General features: G+C 68.8%; 17 protein-coding genes and 1 pseudogene. 10 read left to right on the top strand and 8 right to left on the bottom strand.

Translation table 11 applies throughout. The features are described from left to right. Positions 1-203 precede the first annotated feature (203 nt). Positions 204-1070, bottom strand: a complete 867-nt coding sequence (locus tag ACSBPH_RS11940) for a LacI family DNA-binding transcriptional regulator (RefSeq protein ID WP_442577301.1) — start codon at positions 1068-1070, stop codon at positions 204-206. 298 nt (positions 1071-1368) lie between these two features. Next, positions 1369-4827: a family 78 glycoside hydrolase catalytic domain gene (locus tag ACSBPH_RS11935; protein ID WP_442574549.1), complete on the bottom strand. Its 3459-nt coding sequence runs from the start codon at positions 4825-4827 to the stop codon at positions 1369-1371. Between the two features lie 352 nt (positions 4828-5179). Between ACSBPH_RS11935 and ACSBPH_RS11930 the strand changes: the two genes are divergently transcribed. The 4 genes from ACSBPH_RS11930 (at position 5180) to ACSBPH_RS11915 (ending at position 9359) form a co-directional block, all read left to right on the top strand. Further along, positions 5180-6502 (top strand): ABC transporter substrate-binding protein, encoded by a 1323-nt coding sequence (locus tag ACSBPH_RS11930; RefSeq protein ID WP_442574548.1) that lies wholly within the window; start codon positions 5180-5182, stop codon positions 6500-6502. 85 nt (positions 6503-6587) lie between these two features. Beyond that, entirely contained in the window at positions 6588-7517 is a 930-nt protein-coding gene (locus ACSBPH_RS11925; protein ID WP_442574547.1) for a carbohydrate ABC transporter permease, read from the top strand. Continuing rightward, positions 7514-8347 carry a carbohydrate ABC transporter permease gene (locus ACSBPH_RS11920; RefSeq protein ID WP_442574546.1) on the top strand — a complete coding sequence of 278 codons (834 nt, stop codon included), beginning with the start codon at positions 7514-7516 and terminating at the stop codon, positions 8345-8347. Before ACSBPH_RS11925 ends, ACSBPH_RS11920 begins: the two co-directional genes overlap by 4 nt. Before the next feature lie 10 nt (positions 8348-8357). Continuing rightward, positions 8358-9359: an aldo/keto reductase family protein gene (locus ACSBPH_RS11915; RefSeq protein ID WP_442574545.1), complete on the top strand. Its 1002-nt coding sequence runs from the start codon at positions 8358-8360 to the stop codon at positions 9357-9359. A 68-nt stretch (positions 9360-9427) separates the two neighbouring features. Here ACSBPH_RS11915 and ACSBPH_RS11910 read toward each other — a convergent pair whose 3' ends face one another. The 3 genes from ACSBPH_RS11910 to ACSBPH_RS11900 are packed head-to-tail and all read right to left on the bottom strand — an operon-like array spanning position 9428 to position 15356. Then, the gene (locus ACSBPH_RS11910; protein ID WP_442574544.1) at positions 9428-11674 is read right to left on the bottom strand and encodes a family 78 glycoside hydrolase catalytic domain; all 2247 of its coding nucleotides are present in this window, start codon (positions 11672-11674) and stop codon (positions 9428-9430) included. Between the two features lie 56 nt (positions 11675-11730). Then, on the bottom strand, positions 11731-12831 hold the full coding sequence (locus ACSBPH_RS11905; RefSeq protein WP_442574543.1) for a serine hydrolase domain-containing protein: 1101 nt from the start codon (positions 12829-12831) through the stop codon (positions 11731-11733). A gap of 44 nt (positions 12832-12875) precedes the next feature. Further along, the gene (locus tag ACSBPH_RS11900; RefSeq protein ID WP_442574542.1) at positions 12876-15356 is read right to left on the bottom strand and encodes a beta-glucosidase; all 2481 of its coding nucleotides are present in this window, start codon (positions 15354-15356) and stop codon (positions 12876-12878) included. A gap of 89 nt (positions 15357-15445) precedes the next feature. Here ACSBPH_RS11900 and ACSBPH_RS11895 point away from each other — a divergent pair, with 89 nt between their 5' ends. The 3 genes from ACSBPH_RS11895 to ACSBPH_RS11885 all read left to right on the top strand — a co-directional run bounded on the left by ACSBPH_RS11895 (position 15446) and on the right by ACSBPH_RS11885 (position 19496). Next, positions 15446-16027: a TetR family transcriptional regulator gene (locus ACSBPH_RS11895; RefSeq protein ID WP_442574541.1), complete on the top strand. Its 582-nt coding sequence runs from the start codon at positions 15446-15448 to the stop codon at positions 16025-16027. A 245-nt stretch (positions 16028-16272) separates the two neighbouring features. Beyond that, positions 16273-18963 carry a magnesium-translocating P-type ATPase gene (mgtA, locus tag ACSBPH_RS11890; protein WP_442574540.1) on the top strand — a complete coding sequence of 897 codons (2691 nt, stop codon included), beginning with the start codon at positions 16273-16275 and terminating at the stop codon, positions 18961-18963. Positions 18964-19067: 104 nt separating this feature from the next. After that, positions 19068-19496: an Hsp20/alpha crystallin family protein gene (locus ACSBPH_RS11885; protein WP_442574539.1), complete on the top strand. Its 429-nt coding sequence runs from the start codon at positions 19068-19070 to the stop codon at positions 19494-19496. Positions 19497-19614: 118 nt separating this feature from the next. Here ACSBPH_RS11885 and ACSBPH_RS11880 read toward each other — a convergent pair whose 3' ends face one another. Together ACSBPH_RS11880 and ACSBPH_RS11875 are read right to left on the bottom strand one after the other, a co-directional pair. Beyond that, positions 19615-20289, bottom strand: coding sequence for a TetR/AcrR family transcriptional regulator (locus tag ACSBPH_RS11880; protein ID WP_442574538.1), 675 nt, complete (start codon positions 20287-20289; stop codon positions 19615-19617). Further along, on the bottom strand, positions 20279-21319 hold the full coding sequence (locus ACSBPH_RS11875; RefSeq protein WP_442574537.1) for an epimerase: 1041 nt from the start codon (positions 21317-21319) through the stop codon (positions 20279-20281). The genes ACSBPH_RS11880 and ACSBPH_RS11875 overlap by 11 nt, the downstream gene beginning before the upstream one ends. A 431-nt stretch (positions 21320-21750) precedes the next feature. Here ACSBPH_RS11875 and ACSBPH_RS11870 point away from each other — a divergent pair, with 431 nt between their 5' ends. The 3 genes from ACSBPH_RS11870 (at position 21751) to ACSBPH_RS11860 (ending at position 24608) form a co-directional block, all read left to right on the top strand. Then, positions 21751-22776: an ice-binding family protein gene (locus ACSBPH_RS11870; protein ID WP_442577300.1), complete on the top strand. Its 1026-nt coding sequence runs from the start codon at positions 21751-21753 to the stop codon at positions 22774-22776. 145 nt (positions 22777-22921) lie between these two features. Further along, positions 22922-23497 carry a DUF5819 family protein gene (locus ACSBPH_RS11865; protein WP_442574536.1) on the top strand — a complete coding sequence of 192 codons (576 nt, stop codon included), beginning with the start codon at positions 22922-22924 and terminating at the stop codon, positions 23495-23497. 115 nt (positions 23498-23612) lie between these two features. Further along, a complete protein-coding gene (locus ACSBPH_RS11860; protein ID WP_442574535.1) occupies positions 23613-24608 on the top strand; it encodes an HTTM domain-containing protein in 996 nt (331 codons plus the stop codon). Here ACSBPH_RS11860 and ACSBPH_RS11855 read toward each other — a convergent pair. Continuing rightward, positions 24605-25144: pseudogene (locus ACSBPH_RS11855) on the bottom strand (alanine dehydrogenase); the annotation flags it as partial. The gene ACSBPH_RS11860 and the pseudogene ACSBPH_RS11855 sit on opposite strands and share 4 nt — an antisense overlap. Positions 25145-25393 lie beyond the last annotated feature (249 nt).

Below are 25393 nucleotides of genomic sequence, written 5' to 3'. Positions count from 1 at the left end.
GTCGACGCATGCCGGGTCTCGGCATCGAGGTGATCTTGAAACCTCATTGAATGGATTCACCTTCACCGCCACCGTAGGGGTGACCGACAGCGATCGTCAAGAAGTAAAGTGGCGTTCTGATGCCGAAGTGTCGAATGCGAAGCCATTGAACGCGTACACGCGCGAGGAGGCCCGACGGCCGTGCCCGCCCGATGAGCCGCCGACTAGGGTGTCGTCGGCGGCGACGCGACGCCTCCCAGAGGCACAGCCGACGACCTGCGGATCTTGAGCTCCGGCGTCGCGGTCTCGCGCAGCGGTTCGGTGCGTGAGGCGAGTCGTTCGAGGATCATCTCGGCCGCTCTGCGGCCCATCCACTCGCCGGCCTGATCGACTGAGGACAGGGCGACGAGAGGATGCTGCGCGATCCGGGTGTTGTCGTAGCCGACGACGGCGAGCTCGCCCGCGTCGAGGCCGGCTTCAGCGGCGGCGCGGAGGACCCCGAGCGCGAGGTCGTCATGCGCGGCGAAGATCGCCGTCGGTCGGGTCGATCCTGCCAGAACCTCTCTCGTCGCTCCGTACGCCGCCTCTTCCCCGCTGCTGCACCGCAGTACGCGCGCAGTGGCGGCGAGACCCGCGCCGCGCATCGCCGACTCGTACGCGGCGAGCCGGTGCGCGTGGGGGGTGTCGGTCTTCTGCCTGATGATGAAGTCCTCGTGGGTGAGGTGCGTGATCGAGCGATGCCCGCCGGCGAGGAGATGGTCCATGACGAGCCGCGCGCCGAGCCGGTCGTCGCCGTTGACCGTGTCGTAGAAGGCCGACTGGGCGCGGCTTCCGATCGAGACGAGCGGCACCTCCGAGCCGATTCGCTCCATCCACTCTCTCTCGATCAGCGGTGCGACGGCGACGATGCCGTCCACCCCGAGGTCACGCAGATCCTCGATCCCATCCCGCCCGTCACCCTCGTCATCCGGGGGTGCGGCGGCGAACACGAGCCGCACGTTCCCGGCCATCTCGGCGCGCGCGATCCCCGTCGCGATCGATTCGAAGAAGCGATTGGACAGGCGCGGGATCGCGAGCCCGATCCTCACCACACCGGTAGGGGAGATCCTGGCGGGGTCCGCGGACGGTCGTCCGAGCGCGCGGAACGCGGCATCGACCCGAAGACGCGCCGCCGGGCTCATTCCCCGTGCGCCCTGGAGGGCCCGCGCCACCGCCGACGGCGATACCCCCGCCTCCTGCGCCACGTCCTGGATCGTCGGGGACTTGCCTCGAACAGCCACAGTGCCTCCCCGCTCCCGCCCGCGGCCCCAATCTACGGCAGGGCGGCACCGGGGCGCCAAGGGGCGCAGCCGCGGAATGCCCCGCGACTGCGCCCCCTGGGTCAGATGATCAGCGATCGAGCGGGATGCCTGCCGCCGCCCGCAGCGCCGCCTGCAGCTGCGTCGCCAGCGCGGTCAGCTCTTCCCGCGCGGCAGCGCTCGCGCGCTTGTCCTTCGCGTTGCCGATCGAGTTGAGGAACGAGCGCAGGGCGCTGTCCGCAGGCTGGCCGTCGCCGGCCGCGGACTGGGCGGCAGCCTTCTCGACGAACTTCTGAAGGTTCGCCGCCAGCTGCGCATCCAGCTCGCCCGTCGCCGCCCGCGCCTTCACGGCAGCGGTCAGGTCCGAGTACGAAGCGGTCGGCGCCACGAAGGTGAACCGACCCGCGCCGACCGTGTAGACGGCGTAGTCGCCTTCCACGCGCTCGAGCTTCGCCCGCTTCGGGGTGAGCACGGCCTGGTCGCCGCCGGTCTGCACCCACACCTCGGCGGTCGTGTTCGCGGGCACCTGCACCATCAGGGTGAGACGGCTCTCCGACTTGTCCCATCGGCTCGACGCGACACCGCGCGGAGTCTCGAAGCTCCCCTCGGCCCACGTGAGGTCGCCCGCAGGCTGCGGCTTGAACACGAGCCGGTCGTACTCGACCGACCCGGGAGCCCGGTTGATGCCCACGAGCCCCTTCTGGAACCACTCGACGATCTGAGCCAGGATCATGTGGTTCTTGGAGTCACCACGCGTCCAGCGCTCGCCGATCGTCGTGAATCCCTCGGGGTTCGCGGCCGTCGGCTGCATGAAATAGCCGTAGCCCGGCTGGGTGTCGGTCTGCAGCGCGTCGAAGAGCACCTCGCCGTTGCCGGTCGCCGTCAGCTGGCGGACGACGGCGGCGAGGCCGATCGTGCCGGCGCTGAAGTGCGGTCCGTCATCGGGCCCGAATGCCTTCACGTTCTCCACGAGCTGCTTGACGACCGACTCGCGGTACTCGTCCGGAACGAGTCCGGCATCGAGTGCGAGAGCCTGCGCGGCCTGCGTGGCTCCAGTCGTCCCGGAGTTTCCGCCCGCCGTGTAGTAGCCGAGTGACGTGTTCAGGAACGCCCCGTTGAATGCGGCCTTGATGTCGGCAGCCGCCTGCGCGAACTTCGCCGCGTCCGCGTCGTGGCCGGTCAGTTCGGCCATCGTGGCCATCTTCGTCATCATGACGTAGTAGCCCCACGTTCCCGTGATGCGTCCCGACGTCTGCTCGGCGGCCACCCAGTCGGCCAGCGCCGCGTTGACGATGTGGGCATCGGCGCCCGTGCCCACCTTCTGTCGCTGGATGTACTCCACGAAGTGGACCATCTGGTCGTAGTAACGGCTCATCGTCTCGGTATCGCCGTAGTACTCGTAGAGGAACGCGGGCACCAGGATGATGCCGTTGCCCCAGTTGATCTCGTCGCCGAACTGGCCCGTGTAGCCCCAGTCGTGGACGGGGGTCTTCAGGGCGACGTTGCCGAACATCGACGTGTTCGCCACCGACTGGCCCTCGACGAGGTGGTGCTCGGTGGTCCTCATGTAGGCGTCGAACTCGAACAGCGAGTGGAAGCCGTCCATCGGCATCGTGTAGTCAGCCGGGTACGACTGCTTCTCGCGGCCCGGGCAATCCGTGAACGTCGACATGATCTGTGTGGCCATCGAGTAGTAGGCCATCTTGTTGATCCGGTTGATCCGCGCGTTCGAAGAGTCGAACGATCCGACGACAGGCGTTCCCGCCTGCAGGCGTACACCGCTCACGATGTCGGCCGTCGGCGTGAAGCCCGCCGGCAGCCCCTCGATCTGCACCCACTGCATGCCGAAGTAGTTGAACTTCGGGTTGTACTTCTCGCCGCCGGCGAGACCCGACGTGATGTAGGTGTTGAAGAGGTCGCGACCCCGGCCGCCGGGGCCGAGCGAGGACTGATTGACGGTGCCGTCGGGGTTGAGGCTCTCGGCGGGCTTGACCTTGACGATCGTGCCTGCCGGCAGCTGCGGCAGGTTGATCTCGGGCCAGCCGGCGAAGTTCTGGCCGAAGTCGAAGACCCAGACCCCGGGAGCCGGGTTCGTCACCGACTTGGGGGTGAACCGCTCCGCCTCGTGGATTCCCTCGGCATCACGAGCGACGAGCTTGGTCGCGAGGTTCGGCGCGGGGGCGATGCCCGCCGCCGTCCAGTTCATCGGCGACCCGTCGCGACGGACGGCGCCCTCGCCCAGGTTGGCGCCAGGAGCGTTCCAGCCCACCTGTTCGCGGCGCGAGTCGTAGTCCTCGCCCGCGTACCAGGCGTCGGTCACGAGCGGGCCCGAGGCGGCGCGCCAGCTGCGGTCGGTCACGATCGTGTCGGTCGTGCCGTCGGAGTAGGTGACTTCGATCCGTCCGATGAGCCGCGGAGTGACGGCCGCACCGGCACTGGCATCGCTGGCGGCGATGTTGTTGCCCGATGCCGTCACGAGCGCGCCGACCGCGTGCGAACCGGTGAGCGCCGGCTCGAACGAGATGCCTGTCCCCAGGGCGCCCGCGGTGCCGATCGCGGTGATGACCCGTGACTCGAGGCGATCGCCCCCGTCTCCGGTGTCGATGTTGATCGTGCCGCCCACGTGGTAGTTCGACACGCTGCTGACCTTGACGTTCGTCGCCCCGGCGGATGCCTCGACCGCGAGGGTGCCGCTTCCCTTGAGCTGGCTCTGCCACCACGAGTACGGCGAGGTCCGGCCGACGCTCGGGTTGGTGACCGAGCGGCGGACATACGCCGTGCCGTTGCCCAGCTCGACTCCGACGACGTTCTCGCCCGCGGCGAGCGCGTCGGTGATGTCGTACGTGCGGTACTCGGTCGACAGCTGGTAGTTGGTGTTGCCCGGAGCCAGCTGCTCGTCGGTGACAGGCTTGCCGTTCAGCGTCGCCCAGTGCAGACCCACGCCGGAGAGGTAGAGGGATGCCGCGGCCACCTGCTTGCCCGCGGGAACCTCGAAGCTGCGCGCGAAGATGGGCAACGCCTGCGATTCGGTGCGGCCCGCCTGCTCGATCCAGCGCGCGTCGCCCCAGTCATCCTGCTCGAGCAGTCCGACCGAGAACGTCGACGGCTCGCTCCATGCGGATTCCTTGCCCAGGGCATCCCAGACGCGCACGCGCCACGCCACTGTGTCGCGCGAGGCGAGCTTCTCCTGGAAGACGACGTTCGTCTGCTGGGCCGACTCGACACGACCCGTGTCCCAGATGAGGTCACCCCGCTCCAGTGCGGCGACGGATGCCGCGGCCTCCACCTCGTATGCCGTCTGCTTGTCGAGCGCGCAGACGCCGTTGACAGACGAGTCGAAGCAGGGGTCGCCGGCCTTCTCCTCCGCCGTCATCGTCCACCCGAGCAGCGGGTGCGTGCTGCCGATGCCGAGCGGCGCGTCTTCACGCCCGTTGACACTCAGACCTTCCACGGTCACGGGATGGTCACCACCCTTCGAGGCTGCGGAAGCGGGAGCAGCGAGCAGCGGCACCGTGAGCGCCACCATTGCGGCGGTCGTGGCGGCGGCCATGAGCGAGGCCTTCCTCCGACCTCCTCCCATTGTCGACGGTGGAGCCCCGGCGCTCCATCGGCGGAAGACTTCATCGCGATTCATCGGTCGCACTCCTTCGTAGCGATGTCAAGGTGAAGATGCCTTGAATGATCTTGAATCGATTCAGACATCGGAACGACGATGCCGCAGAGAGACGAGAATGTCAAGAACTGTCAATGACCGAGTTTCTCCGCCGCTTATCGCCCGGGATCGTGACCCATCCGTGATTGACGGCCGGGCAGGCGAGGTTTACTATTGCCGAAAGCCCATCGTTGAATAGTTTTCAAGCCCGAACGATGGGTGCACCGAGTGGTCCTACAAGGAGGTAAGGATGTCTTCATTCACACGGCGAGCGCGGCCCGTCACGCTGGCCGGGCTCGCGATCGCGGGGATCGTTCTCGCGGGATGCTCCGGCGGGGGCGGCGCAGCCGACTCTTCAGGGCCCGTGACCCTGACGTGGTTCTCCGGAGCCGGCGTCGAGGCCAACACCACGACGATGGAGGCGCTCGCGAAGGCGTTCCACGAGAAGAACCCCGACATCACCATCAAGGTCGACGCGTCCGGTCCGAGCGGGTCGCCCGACATCGACAACACCATCAAGACGAAGCTCGCCACCGGGTCGATGCCCGACATGTTCTGGTACAACAGCGGGTCGCTCCTGTCCGCCCTCAACCCCGACCAGACGATGCTCGACATCTCGGGGGAGAGCTTCGTCAAGAACCTGGATCCCGGATTCGTCAAGTCGGTCTCCACCGACAAGGGCGTCTTCGGTGTTCCGACGCAGTCCGCCGGCGGCGGCGGAATCTTCTACAACATCCCGATCTACGAGAAGCTCGGCCTCGAGGTGCCCAAGACGTGGGACGAGTTCATGTCCAACGCCCAGAAGATCAAGGATGCCGGCTACGACGCCGTCGAGATGACCTTCGGCGATGCCTGGACGTCTCAGATCGTGACCCTCGCCGACTTCTACAACGTCTACGAGAGCGACCCGGACTGGGGGACGAAGTGGACCGAGAACAAGGTCAACTTCGCGGATGACCCGGTTGCCCAGAAGAGCTTCACGAAGCTCCAGGATCTGTACGACGGCGGCTTCCTGAACCAGGACTTCGCGTCGGCGAAGCTCGACGACGGGCTGAAGGCGATCGCGACCGGCACGGCGGCGAACTACCCGATGCTCGGATTCGCACAGGCGACCATCGTCTCGAACTACCCCGACAACGCGGGTGACGTCGGATTCTTCGGCGTTCCCGGCGACTCCGCGGATGCCGCCGGCATGACCGTCTGGATGCCTTCTGCGGTCTACGCACCGAAGAACACCCCCCACCCCGAACAGGTCAAGAAGTTCATGGCCTTCGTCGCGAGCTCCGAAGGCTGCGACGTGATCACCAAGGCGATCGGCGTCACCGGTGCGTATGTGGTCAAGGGCTGCACGCTGCCCAGCGACGCCCCCAAGATCGTCGCCGACATGCTGCCGTACTTCGACGCCGGCAAGACCGCTCCCGCACTGGAGTTCCTGTCGCCCGTCAAGGGCCCGAACCTGGCGAGCATCACCGTCGAGGTGGGCTCCGGCATCCGATCCGGCGCGGACGGTGCGAAGGCCTACGACGAGGACTCGGCGAAGGCGGCGCAGCAGCTCGGCCTGCCCGGCTGGTGATCCAGCCTTCACCGTGACACATCCGCCCTCGGGGTCGGCGAGGCATCGCCTCCCGGCCCCGAGGGCCCGTCAGGAAGACTCTCAGATGGCCACCATCAGTCCCGCAGTGCCGAAGGTCGCACTCGAACCGCCTCGCACCCCCCGGCGAGGAGGCGGATTCAACTCGCGCATGTATCCGCGATGGTTCCTGCTCCCGGGCGCGGCGATCTACACGGTGCTGTTCATCGCCCCGACGTTCGCCTCCTTCTACTTCGCCTTCACCCGCTGGTCGTTCTTCGACGTGCAGTTCATCGGGGTCGAGAACTTCGTCACCTTCTTCACCGACCCGCAGCTCAGCAAGGCGTTCGTCAACACGCTGATCTACGGCGCTCTCACCTCTGGCGCCAAGGTGGTCCTCGGCCTCGCGCTCGGCGTGCTGCTGACCTCCGACATCCTCGCGAGAGGGTATCTCCGCGCGGTGATCTTCTTCCCGGTGCTCGTCAGCACCGTCGGCGTCGGCATCACCTTCCAGGCGCTCATGGATCCGTTCGACGGCGCCATCAACCGGACGCTCGCCCTCTTCGGGATCGCCGGTCCGGGCTGGCTCACCGACCCGAACCTCGCGCTGTACTCGATCATCCTGGTCGACATCTGGAAGGGAGTGGGACTCGCGACCCTCATCTACATGGCAGGACTCGTCTCCATCCCTCGCGAGTACTACGAGGCGGCGAAGGTCGACGGCGCCAGCGGGTGGAAGAACTTCCGGCACATCACTCTCCCGCTTGTGAGCCCGGCGACCACGACCGTCATCATCCTGTCGCTGATCGGCGGCCTTCGCTCCTTCGAGATCATCTGGGCCATGACGGGAGGCGGCCCGGGCTTCTCGAGCGATGTGCTCGCCTCCGTCATCTACAAGCAGTACGCCGCCGGCTTCTACGGGCTGTCGACCGCGGGCAACGTCGTCCTGTTCGTCCTCGTCGCCGTGATCATCGTGCCGCTGTTCTCGTGGCTCAACCGAAAGCAGACAGACCTGTGAAGCTCCGACACGCCCGACGGCACATCGTCGGCATCATCGCGATCATCGTCTCCGCGGTCGTGTTCCTCGTGCCCTTCGCCTTCATCGCGATCCAGGCGCTCAAGACGGCTCCCGAGGCTGCCAACCTCGACTTCGCGTGGCCGACGCAATTCGCCCTCGTCGAGAATGTCGTGGCCGTCTTCCAGGCCAACGACTACATGCTGATCGTCGCGTTCTGGAACAGCGTGATCCTGACGGTCCTGTCGGTGACGATCATGGTGGTGGTCGCCGCGATGATCGGCTGGGTCCTCGCCCGGCGCCCTTCGCGGTGGAACCCGTGGATCAGCTTCCTCATCCTCGCCGGGCTCATCGTGCCACCGGCCATCGTGCCGACGGCGTGGATCATGCAACGGCTGGGGATCTTCAACACGATCCCGGGACTCGCTCTCGTCGAGGTCGCCTACGGCATGGCGTTCTGCATCCTGCTCTTCCGCGCCTTCGTGTCGACGATCCCCCGCGAGCTCGACGAAGCGGCGGCCATCGACGGCGCGGGGCCGCTCCGCCTGTTCTTCCGCATCGGGTTCCCGCTGCTGCGCAGCGTCATCGTCACGGCGATCGTGGTGCAGTCGGTCGCGGTCTTCAACGACTTCGCGAATCCGCTGTACTTCCTTCCGGGCTCGGAGAACGCGACGGTGCAGCTGACGCTGTTCAACTTCCAGAGCCAGTTCCAGACCTCGTGGAACCTGCTCTTCACGAACATCCTGCTGATCACCATCCCGCCGCTTCTCATGTACATCTTCTTCAACCGGCAGATCGTGGCGGGGATGACCGCCGGCGCGATCAAGGGATGACGCGCAGCACATGAAGCACCGCTACCTCGGGAACTCCGGCCTCAAGGTCTCGGAGATCACCTACGGCAACTGGCTCACCCACGCATCGCAGGTCGAGAACGACGCCGCCGCGGCGTGCGTCCACGCCGCCCTCGATGCGGGGATCACGACCTTCGACACCGCGGACATGTACGCGAACACCGCGGCGGAGGTCGTGCTGGGCGACGCGCTGCGTGGTCAGCGACGGGAGTCTCTGGAGATCCTCACGAAGGCCTATTACCCGGTCGGCCCCGGCGGCCCCAACGACACGGGCCTGTCGCGCAAGCACCTGATGGAGTCGATCGACGGCTCGCTGCGCCGCCTCGGCACCGACTACGTCGACCTGTACCAGGCCCACCGCTGGGACAACGCGACGCCGCTGGAGGAGACGATGGTGGCCTTCGCCGACATCGTGCGCGCCGGGAAGGCCCTCTACATCGGGGTGAGCGAGTGGACGGCCGACCAGCTGCGCGCGGGCGCCGAGATGGCTCGCGAGCTGCGGGTCCCGTTCATCTCGAATCAGCCGCAGTACTCGGCGCTGTGGAGGGTCATCGAGGCGGAGGTGGTCCCCGCATCACGCGAGCTCGGCATCTCCCAGATCGTCTGGTCGCCTGTCGCACAGGGCGTGCTGACCGGCAAGTATCTTCCGGGGCGCACCCCTCCCGCCGGCAGCCGCGCCACCGACGGCAACGGAGGCGCGGAGATGATCGGACGACACCTCCGCGACGAGGTGCTCGAGCGCGTCCAGCGGCTGCGCCCCATCGCCGATGAGCTGTCCCTCACGATGGCGCAGCTCGCGGTGGCCTGGGTGCTGCAGAACGACAATGTCGCCTCGGCGCTGATCGGAGCATCACGGCCCGGGCAGGTGCAGGAGAACGTCGCCGCGTCGGGCGTCGCGATCCCCGGGGATCTCATGTCGCGCATCGATGAGGCGCTCGGCGACGTGGTCGACCGCGACCCCGCGAAGACCGCCGCGGAGTCGCCCCTGCGCTGACCGCAAGCACTGCAAGAGCCCATGGCCCCCGCGGGACCATGGGCTCTTCTGCGTCGGGGCAGGGCGCCTCAGACGGCGGTCAGCACGTGCGTCCCGCCGATCACTTCCTGGGCGCGACCGTCGGGCAGCACGATGACGGCGGGCAGACCCTCCGGGAGAGTCGCCTCGAGGGTGAAGCCGGAGGGCTCCTTCCGCCACGCGACCGAGATCGTGCCGTGTCGCGACTCGTACGCCGTCTCGGCCCAGTCGATTCCCCGTCCCGGCACAGGCTGGATGCGCACGCGATCGTAGCCGGGCGCGTCGGGCCGGATGCCGCCCACGACCTGGTAGATCCAGTCGGCCACGGCCCCGAGGGCGTAGTGGTTGAAGCTCGTCATCTCCCCCGCGTTGATCGTGCCGTCGGGCAGCATCGAATCCCACCGTTCCCACACCGTGGTCGCCCCCATGGTCACGGGGTAGAGCCACGACGGGCAGGACTTCTCGAGCAGAAGCGCATATGCGTCGTCGATGTGGCCGGTCTCCGACAGCGCCCACGTGACGAACGGCGTGCCGGCGAAGCCGGTCGTCACCGTGTAGCCCGACGCGCGCACGATCTCGGCCAGGCGGTCGCCCGCGGCCGCGCGATCGCCCGCATCGAGGACGTCGAAGGCGATCGCCAGGGCGTACACGGTGGCACAGTCTGAGCGGACGATCCCGCCGTCGACGTAGTGCTCGTTGAACGCCGCGCGGGTGCGGGCCGCCAGTTGCGCCCAGCGCTCGGCATCCGCGATCTCGCCCGCGACTTCCGCTGCTTCGGCGGCGAAGGCCGCAGACCGGACCAGGCAAGCGGTGGCGACGACCGAGGGGTCGGCCTTCGCCGCATCAGGCTTGTCCGGCGGCGCATCGGGGTCGAGCCAGTCGCCGAGCTGATTGCCCAGGTCCCAGAGCCCGGTGGGCGAGAGGTAGCGCTCCACCGATTCGAGGTGCAGCTTCATCGCGGGGTAGTGCGCGGCCAGTCGGTCGCGATCGCCGTAGGCGTTCCACAGCGCCTGTGGCACCCAGATCGAGGCATCCCCCCAGATCGCCGTCGCCGCCCACGGCGGGAGGCTGAAGTCGGCGGGAAAGTGCGCGTACTTCAGCACGTCGGGCACCACCAGCGGAACCCCTCGATCGGGAGCGTGCATCGTCTCGACGCGGAGATCCGTCAGCCAGCTGTCGAGGAAGTCCGACGTGTCGAACGCGAAGGACGCGGATGCCGCGAACGCCGCGATGTCGCCGGTCCAGCCGAGTCTCTCGTCACGCTGAGGACAGTCGGTCGGGACGCTGAGGAAATTGCCCTTCTGCCCCCAGACCGAGTTGTGGACGAGTTGGTCCACGAGCGGATCGGAGCACGCGAAGCGCCCTGTGCGCCGCATCTCGGAGTGGACGACGACGGCCTCGAGGCTGTCGGGAGTGAGCTCGCCCGGCCAGCCGCGCACCTCGGCGTAGCGGAAGCCGTGGAACGTGAGGGTCGGCTCGAACGCGTCTTGCCCGCCGGAGAGCACGAACAGGTCCCGCGCCTCGGCGCCGCGGAGCGGCCGGGTGCCGAGCTCGCCGTCTTCGAGCACCTCCGCGTGGCGGATCTCGATCTCGGTGCCGGACGGGCCCTGCACGGTGAACCGGATCCACCCGACGAGATTCTGCCCGAAGTCCACCAGTGTGCGCCCGCCGGGCGATGTCCAGATGCGCACCGGACGGATCGTCTCCTGGCGGCGGACCGGGGGACTGCTCTGCGGGACGAGGGTCGACCGGTCGATGTCGGTCTCGCGGACGGGGAGGGGCGTGGCCGCGGTGCGCAGCCGGGCATCGATGGTCTGGGCGTTGTACAGCGAGTTGCGCGGGGTGTCCGAGGTCTCGGCCGACCAGCCCGGTCCCGTGACGAAGCGCTGCGTCGCCCCGTCCGCGTAGGCGATGTCGAGCACGGCGGCGACCGCGATCTCCTCGCCGTAGTTCGCGTTCGCACCCGCGAATCCGAGGTCGCCGCGGTACCAGCCGTTACCGAGGGTCAGCTCCACCCGCAGCGGGCCCGATCCGCCGACGACGAGGTCGCGGACGTCGTGGTCCTGGTAGGCGAGACGCCATTCGTACGAGGTCCAGCCGGGCGCGAGCACGGCATCGGTGACGGGCCGGCCGTCGATGCGGGCCTCGTAGACACCATGGGCCGTCGCGCGAAGCGTCGCGGCGACGACGGCCGCGCGCGGCTGCGCGAGGGGCAGCTCGGCCCAGAACATCGGGGCGGCCGCCCGGTCTGTGTCGGCGGCGAGGAAGCGGGCGTCGCCGAGCGGGTCCGTCGTCATCTTGTCGTCTCCTGATGGTGGGGGCCCGAGTGAGGCCGCGGAGGGTGAGAGAGCGGCTAGGCCGCTGTGCGGGCGGCGTCTCCCACGAGGCGCGCGAGTTCGACCGCCCGTGGGTCGGCGCCGCCGGGGTACTGCATGGGCAGGGGGATGTAGCCGAACGCGACGCCTGTGGACGGGTCGGCGAACGCGAGAGCGCCTCCCGCCCCGTCATGGCCGTACGCGCGGGGCCCGCCGAAGGGCTGCCGCGGCTGGGGGAGCATGAACACCAGGCCGAAGCAGTTCGGGATGCCGAGCACGCGGTCCGTCCCCCAGGAATGCTGCTGCGCCATCTCGGCGAAGACCTCGGGCCGTGCGATCGTGCCACCGGAGCCCGGGAGCGTCGCCGCGTACAGCTCGGCGAGCCCCGTCGCCGAGCCGACGCCGCCGATCGCGGCGAACCCGGCTCGCCGCACCGCAGGGTTGTTCGTGCTCGTGCCCTCGGGTGAACGGTCGTCGGGCATCGCGAAGTTGGAGAAGACGGCCGCCGCCATCGCGTCGGCCGGCGGCCGCGACGCGATCTCCGCCGCCTGCGCCGCGGTGAGCGCCACGTCGCCGAGCGGAACGTATCGTGCGTCCTCGCTCGCGGGAAGGCCGAGGTGGAAGTCGGCGCCGACCGGGCCGCGCACGACGGTCTCGTAGACCTCCTGCAGCGTGCGTCCGGCCACGCGCCGGACGAGCTCCTCCATGAGGATGCCGATCGTGAGGGCGTGGTAGCCGAACGCGGATCCCGGGCGCCACAGTGGCCGCTGACCCGCGAGAGCCGCAGCGGCCTCCCGCGAGTCTTCGACGTCGTGGAGCGTGAGCGGTCTCTCCACGACGGGGAGGCCCGCCTGGTGCGAGAGCAGCTGCCGCACGGTGATCCGACCCTTTCCCACCTCAGCGAACTGCGGCCAGTAGTCGGCGACCCGGTGATCGGGATCGATCCGGCCGATGTCGATGAGGTGGGCGATCACGAGGGCCGCGATGCCCTTGGTGCTCGAGTAGACCCCGGTGACCGAGGATGAGCGCAGGGCGGGCCCCGCCGCGAGGTCGACGACCGGCTCGCCGTCGAGGATGACGCTCAGCTGGGCGCTGAACGACGGGTCGGCGGCGACGAATTCCGCGAACCTGGCTGCCACTGCGCGGAAGCGCGCGTCGTAGCGGCCGTGCTCCCCCGCCGCCCTCACTGCGCCGCTCCCGCGACGACGGAGAAGGATGCCTCGCTCCCAGCGTCGATCGCCGGCACGGAGATCGCGATCGAGGCGACCAGGTCGGTGACCGAGAACCCGACCCGCAGGGCGTACTCGCCGGGCTCCCGGCGCCACTCTCCGTCCCAGTGCTCGAACGCGCGGGGCGCCACGGCGACGTGGACCTCCGCCGCTTCGCCGGCCTCGGCCGATGCGACGGCGAAGCCGCCCAGCCACCGCACCGGACGATCCACCGTCGAGGGCGACACCCGCTCGAGGTAGACCTGCACGACGGTCTTGCCCGCCCGGCGTCCGCTGTTGGTCAGGCGGACCGACACCGGGGTCGGCCGGTCGGGTGAGGGGGTCTCCGGCGCGTGGACGGCGTCGACCGTCCACGCGGTGTACCCCAGCCCGTGCCCGAACGGGTAGGCGGGCGCGGCGCCCGCCCGCAGCCACGCGCGGCTCCCGACGTGGATGCCCTCGTCGTAGGCGAGCACGCCCTCGACCGGACGGGTCTCGGCGACGGGCACGGTGGCCTCGTCATCCGGCCACGTCACCGGCAACCTGCCTCCCGGCTCGTCATCGCCCGACAGGATGCCGGCCAGCGCGTGCCCGAACTCCTGGCCGGGGAACCACGTCGCCACGATGGCCGGGACCTCGTGGCGCCACGGCAGCAGCACGGGAGCACCGGAGTTGACGACGACGACGGTGCGGGGGTTGGCTGCCGCGACGGCACGGACCAACTCGTCCTGCCGGCCGGGCAGGGACAGCGAGGAACGGTCGAACCCCTCGGACTCGACCTCCGACGATGTCGAGACCACCACGACGGCGACCTCTGCCGTCGTGGCGGCCGCGACCGCCTCTGCGATGAGCTCGTCGGCGTCGCGGACGGTCGGCGGCAGGCCGACCCCGAGCGACAGGGCATCGGGGATCGCACCCGGGACGGGGTGGAGGCGCACGGCGACACTGACATCGTCGTCGGCAACCGGGAATTCGACGACCGTTGCGGGCGGGTGGAGGACGGCTGCCGCGTGGTCGTCGTCGGGACCCGTGCGAAGCTCGCCGTCGGCGACGACCTTCCCATCGACGGCGATCGAGAAGTCCGCCAGACCGGCGATGCCCAGTCGCGCACGCCCGCCCTCCGACCGCGGACGCCACCGGAACTCCAGTTCGACGGAGTCGGCGACGACGAGGGGCGAATCCGTGTCGAAGCCGACGATGCGCGAAGCGCGACGCTTCTCCTCGAGGAACACCCGGCCCGCGGCATCCCGATACCGCACGGTCATCCCCGGGTCGCCCAGGGCGGTGGTGAACGTGCCGTCGTCGAGGTCGGACAGACCGCCCTGCACCACTGCGCCCAGGTGCCATGACACCTCGGCCTCGGGCCACTGCGCCCAGATGCCGTCGAGCGGGCTCGCCACCATCGCCGGGATGACCGTGGCGCTTCCGCCGCCCTGGGTCCGCGCCGACCGCGCGGCCTCGCCGATCACGGCGATCGAGCCCGGCGCCCCGAGGGGAAGCGTCCCGTCGTTCTGGAGGAGGACCGCCCCTGCGACGGCGGCCTCCCTTGCGACCTCGCGGACCTCCGGACCGCTGAGCGGGGTGCGGCGGGGGGCCGGCTCGATCCCCGACAGCGCCCCCACACGGGCGGCGAGCGTGAGCATCCGGTCGACCTTCCGATCGATCGCGCCGATCGGGATCCGTCCGTCCTCGACCGCCTCCACGAGCGCCGCTCCCCACGGCCCTGCCGGGCCCGGCATGACGAGGTCCTGCGGGTGACGCGCGCTTTCCAGCGAGCGAACCGCTGTCCAGTCGCTGACGACGACGCCGTCGAAGCCCCACTCGCTGTTGAGGGGGGTGGTCAGGAGCGGGTTCTCCGAGGCCGTGGCGCCGTTGATCGAGTTGTAGGCACTCATGACCAGCCACGACCCGTCCCTCACCGGCCGCTCGAACGCCGCGAGATAGACCTCGCGCAGCGCACGCTCCGAGACGCGCACGTCGACGGTGAAGCGCTCGGTCTCGGAGTCGTTTGCGACGTAATGCTTGACGGTCGCGCCCACTCCGAAGCTCTGGATGCCTCGCACATAGTGCGACGCAACGGCGCCGGTGAGCAGCGGGTCTTCGCTGAACGCCTCGAAGTGCCGGCCTCCGTATGGCGTGCGCTGGATGTTGATGGTCGGCGCGAGGACGACATCGACCTGCTTGCGGACCGCCTCACTGCCGAGCGCCGCTCCCACCCGCTCGACCATCATCGGATCCCAGGATGCCGCGACCGCCGTCGGAGACGGAAGATTCACCGACGGCGAGCGCTCATCCCACAGCGGTCCGCGCACGCCCGCAGGTCCGTCCGAGAGCACCATCGAGCGAAGACCGATCGAGGCGAGGGGCGCCGTCGACCACGAATCCCGCCCGGTGAGCAGACGCACCTTCTCGCGCAGCGAGAGGGAATTCCGGAGGGCTCGGATGCGGTCTTCCACGTGTCTTCTCCCCGCGTCGTCGTCGGTGGGTGATCGTAAAACCGATCAACGACATAGTTTCACAGATTTCCCGTCGCTACCATGTCGATATGGCGTCACGTGGCCCGTATGCGAAAGGCCTCGCCAAGCGCGAGGAGATTCTCGATGCTGCTCTCGATGAGTTCGCGCGACGAGGCTATGACCGGACGTCGATGCGCGAGATCGCTCGGCAGACCGGTCTGAGTCAGGCCGGCCTCCTGCACTACTTCAGCACCAAGGAGGAGCTCTTCCTCGCCGTGCTTCGCCGCCGCGACGATCGCGCCACGGGCCCGGGCGAGTTCAGCCACGTGCACTCCGTGAGCCGCCTCCTTCGGGCTGTCGAGCGCAACTCCGACGAGCCGGGGCTCGTGCGACTGTTCGTGTCGATGTCCGCAGAGAGCGTCGACAGCGACGGCGTCGCGCACGAGTTCTTCGTCGACCGGTATCGCTGGCTGATCGCCGAGATCGCCGGTGACATCCGGGCTCAGCAGGAGGAGGGCGAGCTGTCGCGATCCATCGATCCCGAAGACACCGCGTCGATCCTCGTCGCCGTCGCCGACGGCCTTCAGCTGCAGTGGCTGCTCAACCCGGACAGCGTGGACATGGGCGCCCGGATCGGCAAGCTGTGGTCGATTCTGCGAGAGTCGGCCTGATCGCCTCCGGAGGGGAATCGGCGCCTCCACGGTCACACCGCATCGACCGCCGCGGTCAGAAGCGGAAGCAGCCGAACCAGAATTCGCCGATGCCCCCTGCGCGACTCGAGGCGGATCCGCCAGGCCGAAGGTCCTGAGCCAGCGTCGCGCGGACTGCGACCATGACAGCCGAGGTCCCCGCCACCCCTCGGTCGGAGCCCGCGCGACGATCGCGGTGCCGGGAGCGCCTCGACACGGAGGCGAGCATGGGTCCACCCCGCACCACCGGGTCGCCGCCCAACATGAGCGAGCGGAACGCCGCCTCCGCGGCGCCCGCGCTGGCCGTGCGCGATGCGGCTTCGCGGCACCAGGCCGACGTCCTGACTCTGCTCGCCTCCACGCCGCAGGGTCTGACGTCGGCCGAGGTCATCGCACGGATCGCCGTTGTGGGCCCTAACGCGCTGCGCAGCCACCGCGCGCGGCCGTGGCGCGTGCTCGGCCGTCAGCTGCGGAGCCCGATCCTGCTGCTGTTGTTCGTCTCCGCTCTCGTGTCGATGTTCCTCGGCGAGGTCGCCGGCGCCGTGATCATCGGGATCATCCTCGTGGCGAGCATCGGCCTGGGGTTCGTGAACGAGTTCCGGGCGGAACGCACCGCGGATGCTCTGCACGACCGCATCAGGCATACCGCCATCGCCCACCGGGACGGCGCACCCGTCGAGGTCGACGTCACCGACCTGGTGCCCGGAGACGTCGTACAGCTCAACACCGGAACGGTCGTGCCCGCCGACATGCGGCTCCTGGAGGCGGGGGATCTCGCCTGCGACGAGAGCATCGTCACCGGCGAGTCCCTGCCGACCACCAAGACGACCGCGCCGATCTCGGCCTCGGCGGGGATCGGGGACCTCACCTCGTGCGTCCTCATGGGCACGGTGGTGCAGTCCGGCACGGGGACGGCCGTCGTCGTGGCGACGGGGCCGCAGACGGAGTTCGGCCGGATCGCCGGTGAGCTCGCCACGGAACAGCCGCAGACCGAATTCCAGCGTGGACTCGCACGCTTCTCGGTGCTGCTGCTCGAGGTCGCCCTCGTCCTGACGACGGTGATCTTCGTCGTGAACGTGCTGCTGCAGCGACCGATCCTCGAGGCGCTGATGTTCTCGCTCGCGATCGCCGTGGGGATCACCCCGCAGCTGCTGCCCGCCGTGGTCAGCACGAGCCTCGCAGCCGGCTCGCGCGCACTCGCGAAGCGCGAGGTGCTCGTCAAGCGGATGGTGTGCATCGAGGACCTCGGCGACATGGACATCCTGGTCACCGACAAGACCGGCACCCTCACCGAAGGGCGGATCAGCTTCGCCGGCGCACGCGTCGCGGAGCCCGGCACCCCACCCGATCGGCTGCTCCTGCTCGGGCTGCTGGCGACCGAGGCGGACTACACGGCCACCGTGGAGGGCGCGGTCGGCCTCAATCCGCTGGATGCCGCGCTGTGGGCGGCCGCTCGTCCCGAGTCGATTCGGCCCGACGCGTACCGCCGGGTGGATCTCCTCGCATTCGACCACGAGCGCCGCCGCACGAGCGTGCTGGTCGACATCCCCGCGGGGGAACGCCTCGTCGTGACGAAGGGGTCACCCGAGGAGGTGATGCGCGCCTGTTCCCACGTCCCCGCAGGAGCGCAGGCGCTCCTCGACGGCGAATACGCCGCCGGTGGGCGCGTCGTCGCGGTCGCCACGAAGCCCGCACCCGGACTGGTCGATCTCACGATCGAAGACGAGGATGATCTGTCGCTCGTGGGCTTCCTGGTCTTCCTCGATCGGCCCAAGCCCGACGCGCGTGCCGCCCTGGACGAGCTCGCGCGGCTCGGGGTCGCGGTGAAGATCGCCACCGGCGACAGCCCCGTGGTGGCACGGAAGGTCCTCGCGGCTCTCGGCATCCTCTCGACAGGCATCCTCACCGGCACCGAGGTGGATGCGCTCAGCGACGATGCGCTGCGACGGACGGCGTCTGAGACGACGATCTTCGCCCGTGTCTCTCCCGAGCAGAAGGCACGCATCATCAGGATGCTGCGGCGCTCCGGTCGAGGCGTCGGTTTTCTCGGTGACGGGGTCAACGACGCTCTCGCCCTGCACCAAGCCGACATCGGCATCTCCGTGCAGACCGCCGCCGACGTCGCGAAGGACGCCGCCGATGTGCTGATGCTCGACAAAGACCTGGCCGTCCTCGCGGACGGTGTCACCGAAGGTCGGCGCATCTTCGCGAACACGATCAAGTACGTGCTGATGGGCACCTCGAGCAATTTCGGCAACATGTTCAGCGCATCCGTCGCCTCGATCGTGCTCCCGTTCCTGCCCATGCTCCCCGGGCAGATCCTCCTCAACAATCTCCTCTACGACAGCGGGCAGCTCGCCATCCCGGGCGACCGCGTCGACTCCGAGCAGCTGCGGGCGCCGTCGCACTGGGACATCGGCCTGATCCGCCGCTTCATGCTCCTGTTCGGGCCGATCAGTTCGCTGTTCGACTTCGCCACCTTCGCTCTGATGATGTTCGTGTTCCACGCGGCAGAAGGCGAGTTCCAGGCCGGATGGTTCATCGAGTCCATCGCCACGCAGACGCTCATCATCTTCGCCATCCGCACCCGCCGGATCCCGTTCTTCCGCAGCCGGCCCTCTGCCGGGCTGACCGCCGCGTCTCTCACCGTGGTCGCCATCGGCGTGTGGCTGCCGTACTCGCCGTTGTCTGGTCTGCTCGGCTTCCGTCCCCTTCCGGCGGCGTTCTTCCTCGCACTGGTCGGAATGGTCGCCACCTACCTCGTCTGCGTCGAGATCACGAAGAGCTGGTTCTTCGCGCAAGCCGCGCAGCAGCCCGCGCCCCAGCCGCCCGTCGTGACGACCGTGCGCCGCTACCAGCGCCGCGTCCACCGTCGCTCGGCGCGCTTCACCGCGCGCTCACCCTCGACGGCGAAGTGACGGCCGCGGGGAGCCGTCGAGGGACCAAGGGCCCTGCCCGTGCGGGCCGCACGCGCAGACACTGGCGTCGTACCGAGCGCGATCTCACTGAAAGGAGCAGGACAATGGCACTCAACCTCGTTCGCTTCGACCCCTTCCTCGGGTTGGAGACGCTGCGACGCGATCTCTTCGGCGAGGGCCTCCTCGGCGGCGTGCGCGTGAAGATGCCGACCACCGACGTCTACACCGAAGACGACAAGCAGCTCGTCGTCGAAGCGCATCTGCCCAACTTCGAGGAGAAGGACATCACGGTCAACATCGACCGCGGGGCCCTCGTCATCCAAGCCGAACGGCACGAGAAGGATATGGACAAGGCGAAGCAGTATGTGGTTCGCGAGAGCAGCAGCAGCCTCTACCGCAGCATCGCCCTGCCCGAGCAGGCCGACGATGCGAAGACCACGGCGGTATTCGAGAACGGCGTGCTGAAGGTGACCGTTCCGCTGCTCCCCGAGTCCGCCTCGCCTCGACAGATCCAGATCGGATCGACCGCCTGAAAGGTGGGGGGCTCCCCGTCGGCGCCGCGCCGTCCAGGGACGGCGCCGACGGGGAGCGCGCACCCGCCGATCGGCACGACGCATGGCGGCACTCGACGCGGCTATCGCAAGTCCGCGGTCATGCGCGCACGTCGCCGACGAGCGCGAGCATGTCGCGCACCGCACCGCGCAGGACCGGCAGTCGCGTGAGAGGAAGCATGGTTCCCAGGAGCTTCAGGCCGCCGTCGAGGAGTCGACGCGTGCGGCGCCGCCCCTCCGACGTGTCGTACACCCAGAACAGGGCGAGCAGCAGGTGCGCGAGGACGAGCGCACGAGGCAGGAGCGGGCGGATGTCGTCGGGAAGGCCGGTCGTGCTCGCCCCGTCCACGGCGCGCGCGAAGAGGTCCTGGACGATCGAGAGCGCCGAGGCGGACTCCGCGGAGAGCGGATTGATCGGAGAACGCGGCGAGACCGCGGCGGAGAGGAACTCCCCCGCGTGCGCGTGGTAGGGCTCGAGCTGGTCGAGTCCGGTCGCGTAGACGACACGGAGGCGTTCGACCAGGCGGGTCTCGCCCTCCAGGAGCGGCTCGGCGGCGGCGCGGTGCGCGTGCTGCACGTCGAGGTAGAGCTCCTGGATCAGGTGGTTCTTCGACGGGAAGTGGTAGTTGGTCGCGCCCACCGACAACCCGAGTTCGTCGGCGAGCTTTCGGATCGTGGTCGCGTCATAGCCGTTCTCGCGGAACGAGGTGAGCGCGGCGGTGCGGATGCGCAGGCGGGTGCGTTCGCCCTTGCTCGCCCGGTCTTCAGACGACACGGATGCCGCGCCTCGAAGTGTCGTCGGACGCACCGGCCGGTCGCGCCGTGCGGTGAAGGTGCGCATCGGTGAGCGCTTCACCCAGATCGACGTATCGGAAGCGGAAGCCGGCGTCGGTGAGGACACCGGGAAGCACCCACCGGCTCTTCACGATGAGCTCGGGCTCGGTGCGCAATACCCACATCCCGAGCTCGAGCATCCAGCGCCGGACCGGCAGGCCCACCGGTGCCCCGACGATGCGTCGGAGCGTGCGCATCAGGGTGCGGTTGTCCGACGGACGCGGCGAGGCGATGTTGATCGGCCCGGCGAGCGTCTCGTCGTCGCGGATGAACCGGATCGCCGCGACGACATCGTCGATGTGCACCCAGCTGAACTTCTGTCGACCCTCGGTGCGGTACCAGGGCGCGGTGTCGGGGCCGGTGGGGTGCATGCCGATTCCCCGATAGCGGCGGTGGGGCGGGCACCACCCGTCGAACTGAGTACCGCCGAGCCCGCAGCGGGCGAGGGTCAGCAGCATGCGCGTCGCCGGCCCGTCGCCGATCACGATCGCCATGCGCAGCGCGACTCTTCGCGTGCCGGGGAGGGATCCGTCGAACAGCTCCCGCTCCCAGGCGGTCGCGACATCCACCGAGAATCCGGAGCCGATCTGTCCGTCCGCCTCCGTGTGGGGGTTATCCATGGTGTGCCGGTAGATGGTGGCCGTAGACGCGTTGAGCCAGATCCGGGGCGGCCGCTCAGCCCGCTCGATCGCCTCTCGCAGTGCTCGGGTGGTGGCCAGCCTCGACTCGAGGATCTCGTCACGGTTGGCGTCGGTATAGCGGCAGTTCACAGACCGGCCGGCGAGGTTCACCACGACATCGGCACCGTCGACGGCGCGGCCGATCGCCGCAGCGTCGTCCCACCGCGTTCCGGCCCCACGACCGATGAAGCGCAGCGCATATCCATCCGCGGCGAGGGCCTCCGCCACGGCCCTCCCGATGAATCCGCTACCGCCCGCCATGACCGCGATCCGCGCAATGCCGTCGCCCATGCGGCAACACTACTGCATTTCTGAACATGTTCAGATATCAGATGCCGCCCAAGGGCCGCAGCAACCGTAACGGTCGCAGCGACCGATTGATAGGCCGTATACGGCCGGAGTTCCGCCGCCTAGGGTGGGGGTGGCTCACTTCGGGCTGTGTTCCTCCGCATCTCGGGAGATGAAGAGGCAGCCCCCATGGGATCCCCTATGTCAGTTCTGCCCCACGGCGTCTCACGCCGTCGCCGCTATCGTTCGGGCGCAGCCGCGCTCGCAGCGGTCGGCCTTACCCTGGCGAGCTTCGCCATCGCCGCTCCCGCGAATGCCGTCACCGCCGTGGACCTCGGTACGGCCGAGACCTACGTCGTCCTCGGAGGGGCGTCGGTGACGAACACCGGCCCGAGCATCCTGAACGGTGACCTGGCGTCTCGCCGGGCAGCAGCATCTCGGGGTTCCCTCCCGGGATCGTCGTCGGCGGCACCACGCATGCAGCGGATGCCGAGGCGCTGCAGGCTCAGAGCGACCTCACCATCGCGTACGACACCGCAGCGGGGCAGGCATCCGACGGGGCGATTCCGAACGGCGGCGAGCTCGGCGGCCTCACACTCGTGCAGGGCGTGTACACGGCGGCCTCTTCCGCCGGTCTGACCGGCACCGTCACGCTGGACGGGCAGGGCGACCCCGCAGCCGTCTGGGTCTTCCAGATCGGCTCCACCCTGATCACCGCCACCGGCAGCGCCGTCGACCTGATCAACGGCGCACAGGCCTGCAACGTGTTCTGGCAGGTCGGGAGCTCCGCGACGCTGGGGACGAATACGACATTCGTGGGCACGATCATGGCGCTCACCTCTATCAGTCTTGTTACGGGCACCACCGTCGAGGGCCGCGCGCTGGCCCGCAACGGATCAGTGACGCTCGATGACAATGTCTTCCGGGACCTGTCGTGCGCGGCCGACACCGACACCGATGCCGGCGTCGACGTCGATGCAGACGCATCGGTCGATGCGGACCTCGACGCATCGGTCGATGCCGACCTCGACGCGACGGTCGATGCAGACGCGGACGCGACGGTCGACGCCGACGTCGACGGTGCGGTCGATACGGACGCGGCCGTCGACGGTGCGGTGGATGCCGACCTCGATGCTGCGGACGCAGACGCAGACGCGGCGGTCGACGCCGACCTCGACGCGACGGTCGATGCGGATCAGGATGCCTCCGTCGACGCCGACACCGATGCCGCGGCCGACGCCGATGCGGCCGTTGACGTGGACGTGGATGCAAGCAGCGACGTCGACACCGGCGGCGCCACCGACGCCACCGTGAACGTCACGCCCGTCCCCGCCGCGAACGACGCCTCCACGCTGGCCACCACCGGCTTCGACGGCATGTGGCTGGTACCGGTGGGCTCGATGCTCCTCGTGGGTGGAGCCGTCCTCCTCATTGCCCGACGCAAACGCGCTGAGCGCTGATCGCGAGCGAGTGTGGCCGTCCCGCAGAGCGGGCGGCCCCACACGCTTGCCTCCTGGCCGAAGGAAGAGAGCTGACGGCATGGCCTCTGACACGCGCGGCCGGAACATCGCCACGGCGGTCTCGATCCTCGTCATCGTCACCTACGTGTTCGTGACGCTCTTGTTCGTCTCCCCTCCCAATCCCGTGAAGACGGCGTTCGCGGCAGTCACCGGGGCCGCCAGTCCCTACTTCGCCCAGAAGTGGAATGTCTTCGCGCCCAATATCTCGAAGTCCAACCCCGAGTTCCTCGTCCAGGCGCAATGGCGCGACAGCGGCGGCCACCTCGTCAAGAGCAGGTGGCTGAACATCACCCAGGTCGAATTCGCTTCCGTGACCGGGAGCGCCCTGCCGTCTCGGGTGCAGAAGCTCTCCTGGAACGCGCTCACGGCCTACCTCACTCGCTTCCGGCAGCTGACCGGTGAACAGCGTGCCGCCGTGCAGGACACGTTCATCGAGCGCTTCGAGGGTGGCTATCGAGGAACACCGCCGCACACGCTCGTCGATCGGCTTTCGGCGAGAAGATCGAGCGGATCCGGTGGGAGGTGTCACGCGAGCGACCGAACGATTTCGACCGACGCTTCGACGACGCCCCGCAGTACGCGCCGTCCACGACGCGCTTCGGGTGGCGGCAAGCAGATGACCGCATCCGCGCCGATGCGCTCGCCACCTTCGCATCACTGATCGCCAGGTACGGTGACGGCTCGTGAGCACCGCGCTGCGGACCCGCCGGTCGAAACGCTCCGCGAGAACCCGTCTCGTCGACTGGTTCACGGCTGCGGAGAGAGCCACTTACAGCATGTCCGCCCTGCGGATCCTGCTCGGCATCGCCATCCTCTGGTTTCTCATGGCGAGCGCCGGCGACCGGCACTACCTGTGGGGAGCCGGCTCGACGTGGGTCGATCCCGCGGTGGAGCGCCGCGGCTACCCCCAGTTCCTGCGACTGCTGTTTCCGAAGACGGATGCCGTGGCATTCGATGTCAGCTACGGCATCCTCGTGGCGCTCGCCCTCCTGTTCCTCGCGGGATTCGCGAGCCGCGTCGTCACGCCCCTGCTGCTGCTGTTCTGGATCGCGCTGTCGACGAACTGCGTCTTCCTCACCAACGGCGGGGACGTCGTCATCCGCCTCGCACTGCTGTTCTGCATCTTCGCGAACCTGTCGAGACACTGGTCGATCGACGCGTGGTGGTGTCGTCGTCGCGGAGTCGCGTCGGTATACCCGATCGCCGTCACCCGACGCATCCCCGACTGGCTCACCGCGACCGCGCACAACACCGCGGTCATCCTGTGTGGATACCAGGTCGTGCTGATCTACGTGAACTCGGGGATCTTCAAGCTGATGGGCAAGGAGTGGGTCGAGGGGTCCGCTTTGTACTACGCGCTCAACCTCGACGTGTTCCGCGTCTTCCCGGTGCTCAGCGACATCGCCTGGCAGATCACGCCGTTCGTCGCCGTCGGTTCATGGATCTCGATCTGGGCTCAGTTGCTGTTCCCGGTGCTGATCCTGTGGCGGCCGACGCGCTACGCGGCGCTTCTGGTGATCATGGCGATGCATCTCGGCATCGGCCTGCTCCTCGGCCTCTGGCCGTTCTCCCTCGCGATGATGGCCCTCGATCTCGTCTTCATCCGCGATTCCTCGTGGGAACGCGCCTTCGAGCGGGCCCGTAGCGGTTGGCCGCTCCCCATGAGCGAGAAGCCTGCGACGCGGACCGAACCGCGCAGCTCGGAGGCACGGGGGCGAGAGCTGCTATCGGCAGGTCCGCACCGGCCAGAACGCGTGCGCGCGCGCTGCTAGCGGGAGATCGCCGCCCGCACGGCCGCATTCGTGACCTCGCCGGCGCGCACGTTGAGCCCCTGCGCGAGCGAGGCGTCCGCCTCGGCTGCCGCCTCCCACCCGCGATCGGCCACCGCCGTGATGTAGGGCAGGGTCGCATTCACCAGGGCGCGCGTCGACGTGTGCGGGGCGGCGCCCGGCATGTTCGCCACGCAGTAGTAGAGCGAGTCGTGCACGGGGAAGGTGGGTTCGTCGTGGGTCGTCGGACGCGAGCCCTCGAAGCATCCGCCCTGGTCGATCGCGATGTCGACGAGCACCGATCCGGGCTTCATCCCGGCGACCATCTCGTCTGTCACGAGCTTCGGCGCCGCGGCACCGGGAATGAGCACCGACCCGATGACGAGGTCGGCGTCGGCGAGCTGCTCGGCGATCTCGTACCGCGTCGAATAGCGGGTCTGGAGGGCGCCCTGGTACCGGGCCTCGAGTGCGCGCAGCTTCGGGAGCGAGATGTCGATGACGGTGACGTCGGCGCCCAGCCCGAGCGCGTTCGCGGCAGCGGGACGATCCTGCTGTCGCCAGCCACCGTCCACACGCGGCGCGGCATCTGCGTGAGCTCCTCCGGGTGGGAGTGTTTGCACGTTCGTTCAGTCACAGGTCCGGCGACGTTTCGTCCGCCCCGTGGGAGATCGCGGGCACGTTCCCGTCTGCTCTCCCCCCTCTTTGCACGTATGTGCATCTTGGGTGGAACGATTCTCATCGCGCGATCGGCCGTAATAGCCTTCTCGACGTCGTCGCTCGCTCCGACG

It is taken from the genome of Microbacterium sp. F51-2R (assembly GCF_052180235.1).
Classification (GTDB): Bacteria; Actinomycetota; Actinomycetes; order Actinomycetales; family Microbacteriaceae; genus Microbacterium.
The sequence above is the reverse complement of the archived record's forward strand: the minus strand, read 5'-3'. Positions and strand labels throughout refer to the sequence as shown.

Bases quoted from the DNA above. Each gene is read 5' to 3' on its own strand.
- ACSBPH_RS11860 (WP_442574535.1), top strand. From the start codon at position 23,613: ATGTCCGCCCTGCGGATCCTGCTCGGCATCGCCATCCTCTGGTTTCTC.
- ACSBPH_RS11925 (WP_442574547.1), top strand. From the start codon at position 6,588: ATGGCCACCATCAGTCCCGCAGTGCCGAAGGTCGCACTCGAACCGCCT.
- ACSBPH_RS11875 (WP_442574537.1), bottom strand. From the start codon at position 21,319: ATGGGCGACGGCATTGCGCGGATCGCGGTCATGGCGGGCGGTAGCGGA.
- ACSBPH_RS11935 (WP_442574549.1), bottom strand. From the start codon at position 4,827: ATGGCCGCCGCCACGACCGCCGCAATGGTGGCGCTCACGGTGCCGCTG.
- ACSBPH_RS11910 (WP_442574544.1), bottom strand. From the start codon at position 11,674: ATGACGACGGACCCGCTCGGCGACGCCCGCTTCCTCGCCGCCGACACA.
- mgtA (WP_442574540.1), top strand. From the start codon at position 16,273: ATGGGTCCACCCCGCACCACCGGGTCGCCGCCCAACATGAGCGAGCGG.
- ACSBPH_RS11885 (WP_442574539.1), top strand. From the start codon at position 19,068: ATGGCACTCAACCTCGTTCGCTTCGACCCCTTCCTCGGGTTGGAGACG.
- ACSBPH_RS11895 (WP_442574541.1), top strand. From the start codon at position 15,446: ATGGCGTCACGTGGCCCGTATGCGAAAGGCCTCGCCAAGCGCGAGGAG.
- ACSBPH_RS11930 (WP_442574548.1), top strand. From the start codon at position 5,180: ATGTCTTCATTCACACGGCGAGCGCGGCCCGTCACGCTGGCCGGGCTC.
- ACSBPH_RS11915 (WP_442574545.1), top strand. From the start codon at position 8,358: ATGAAGCACCGCTACCTCGGGAACTCCGGCCTCAAGGTCTCGGAGATC.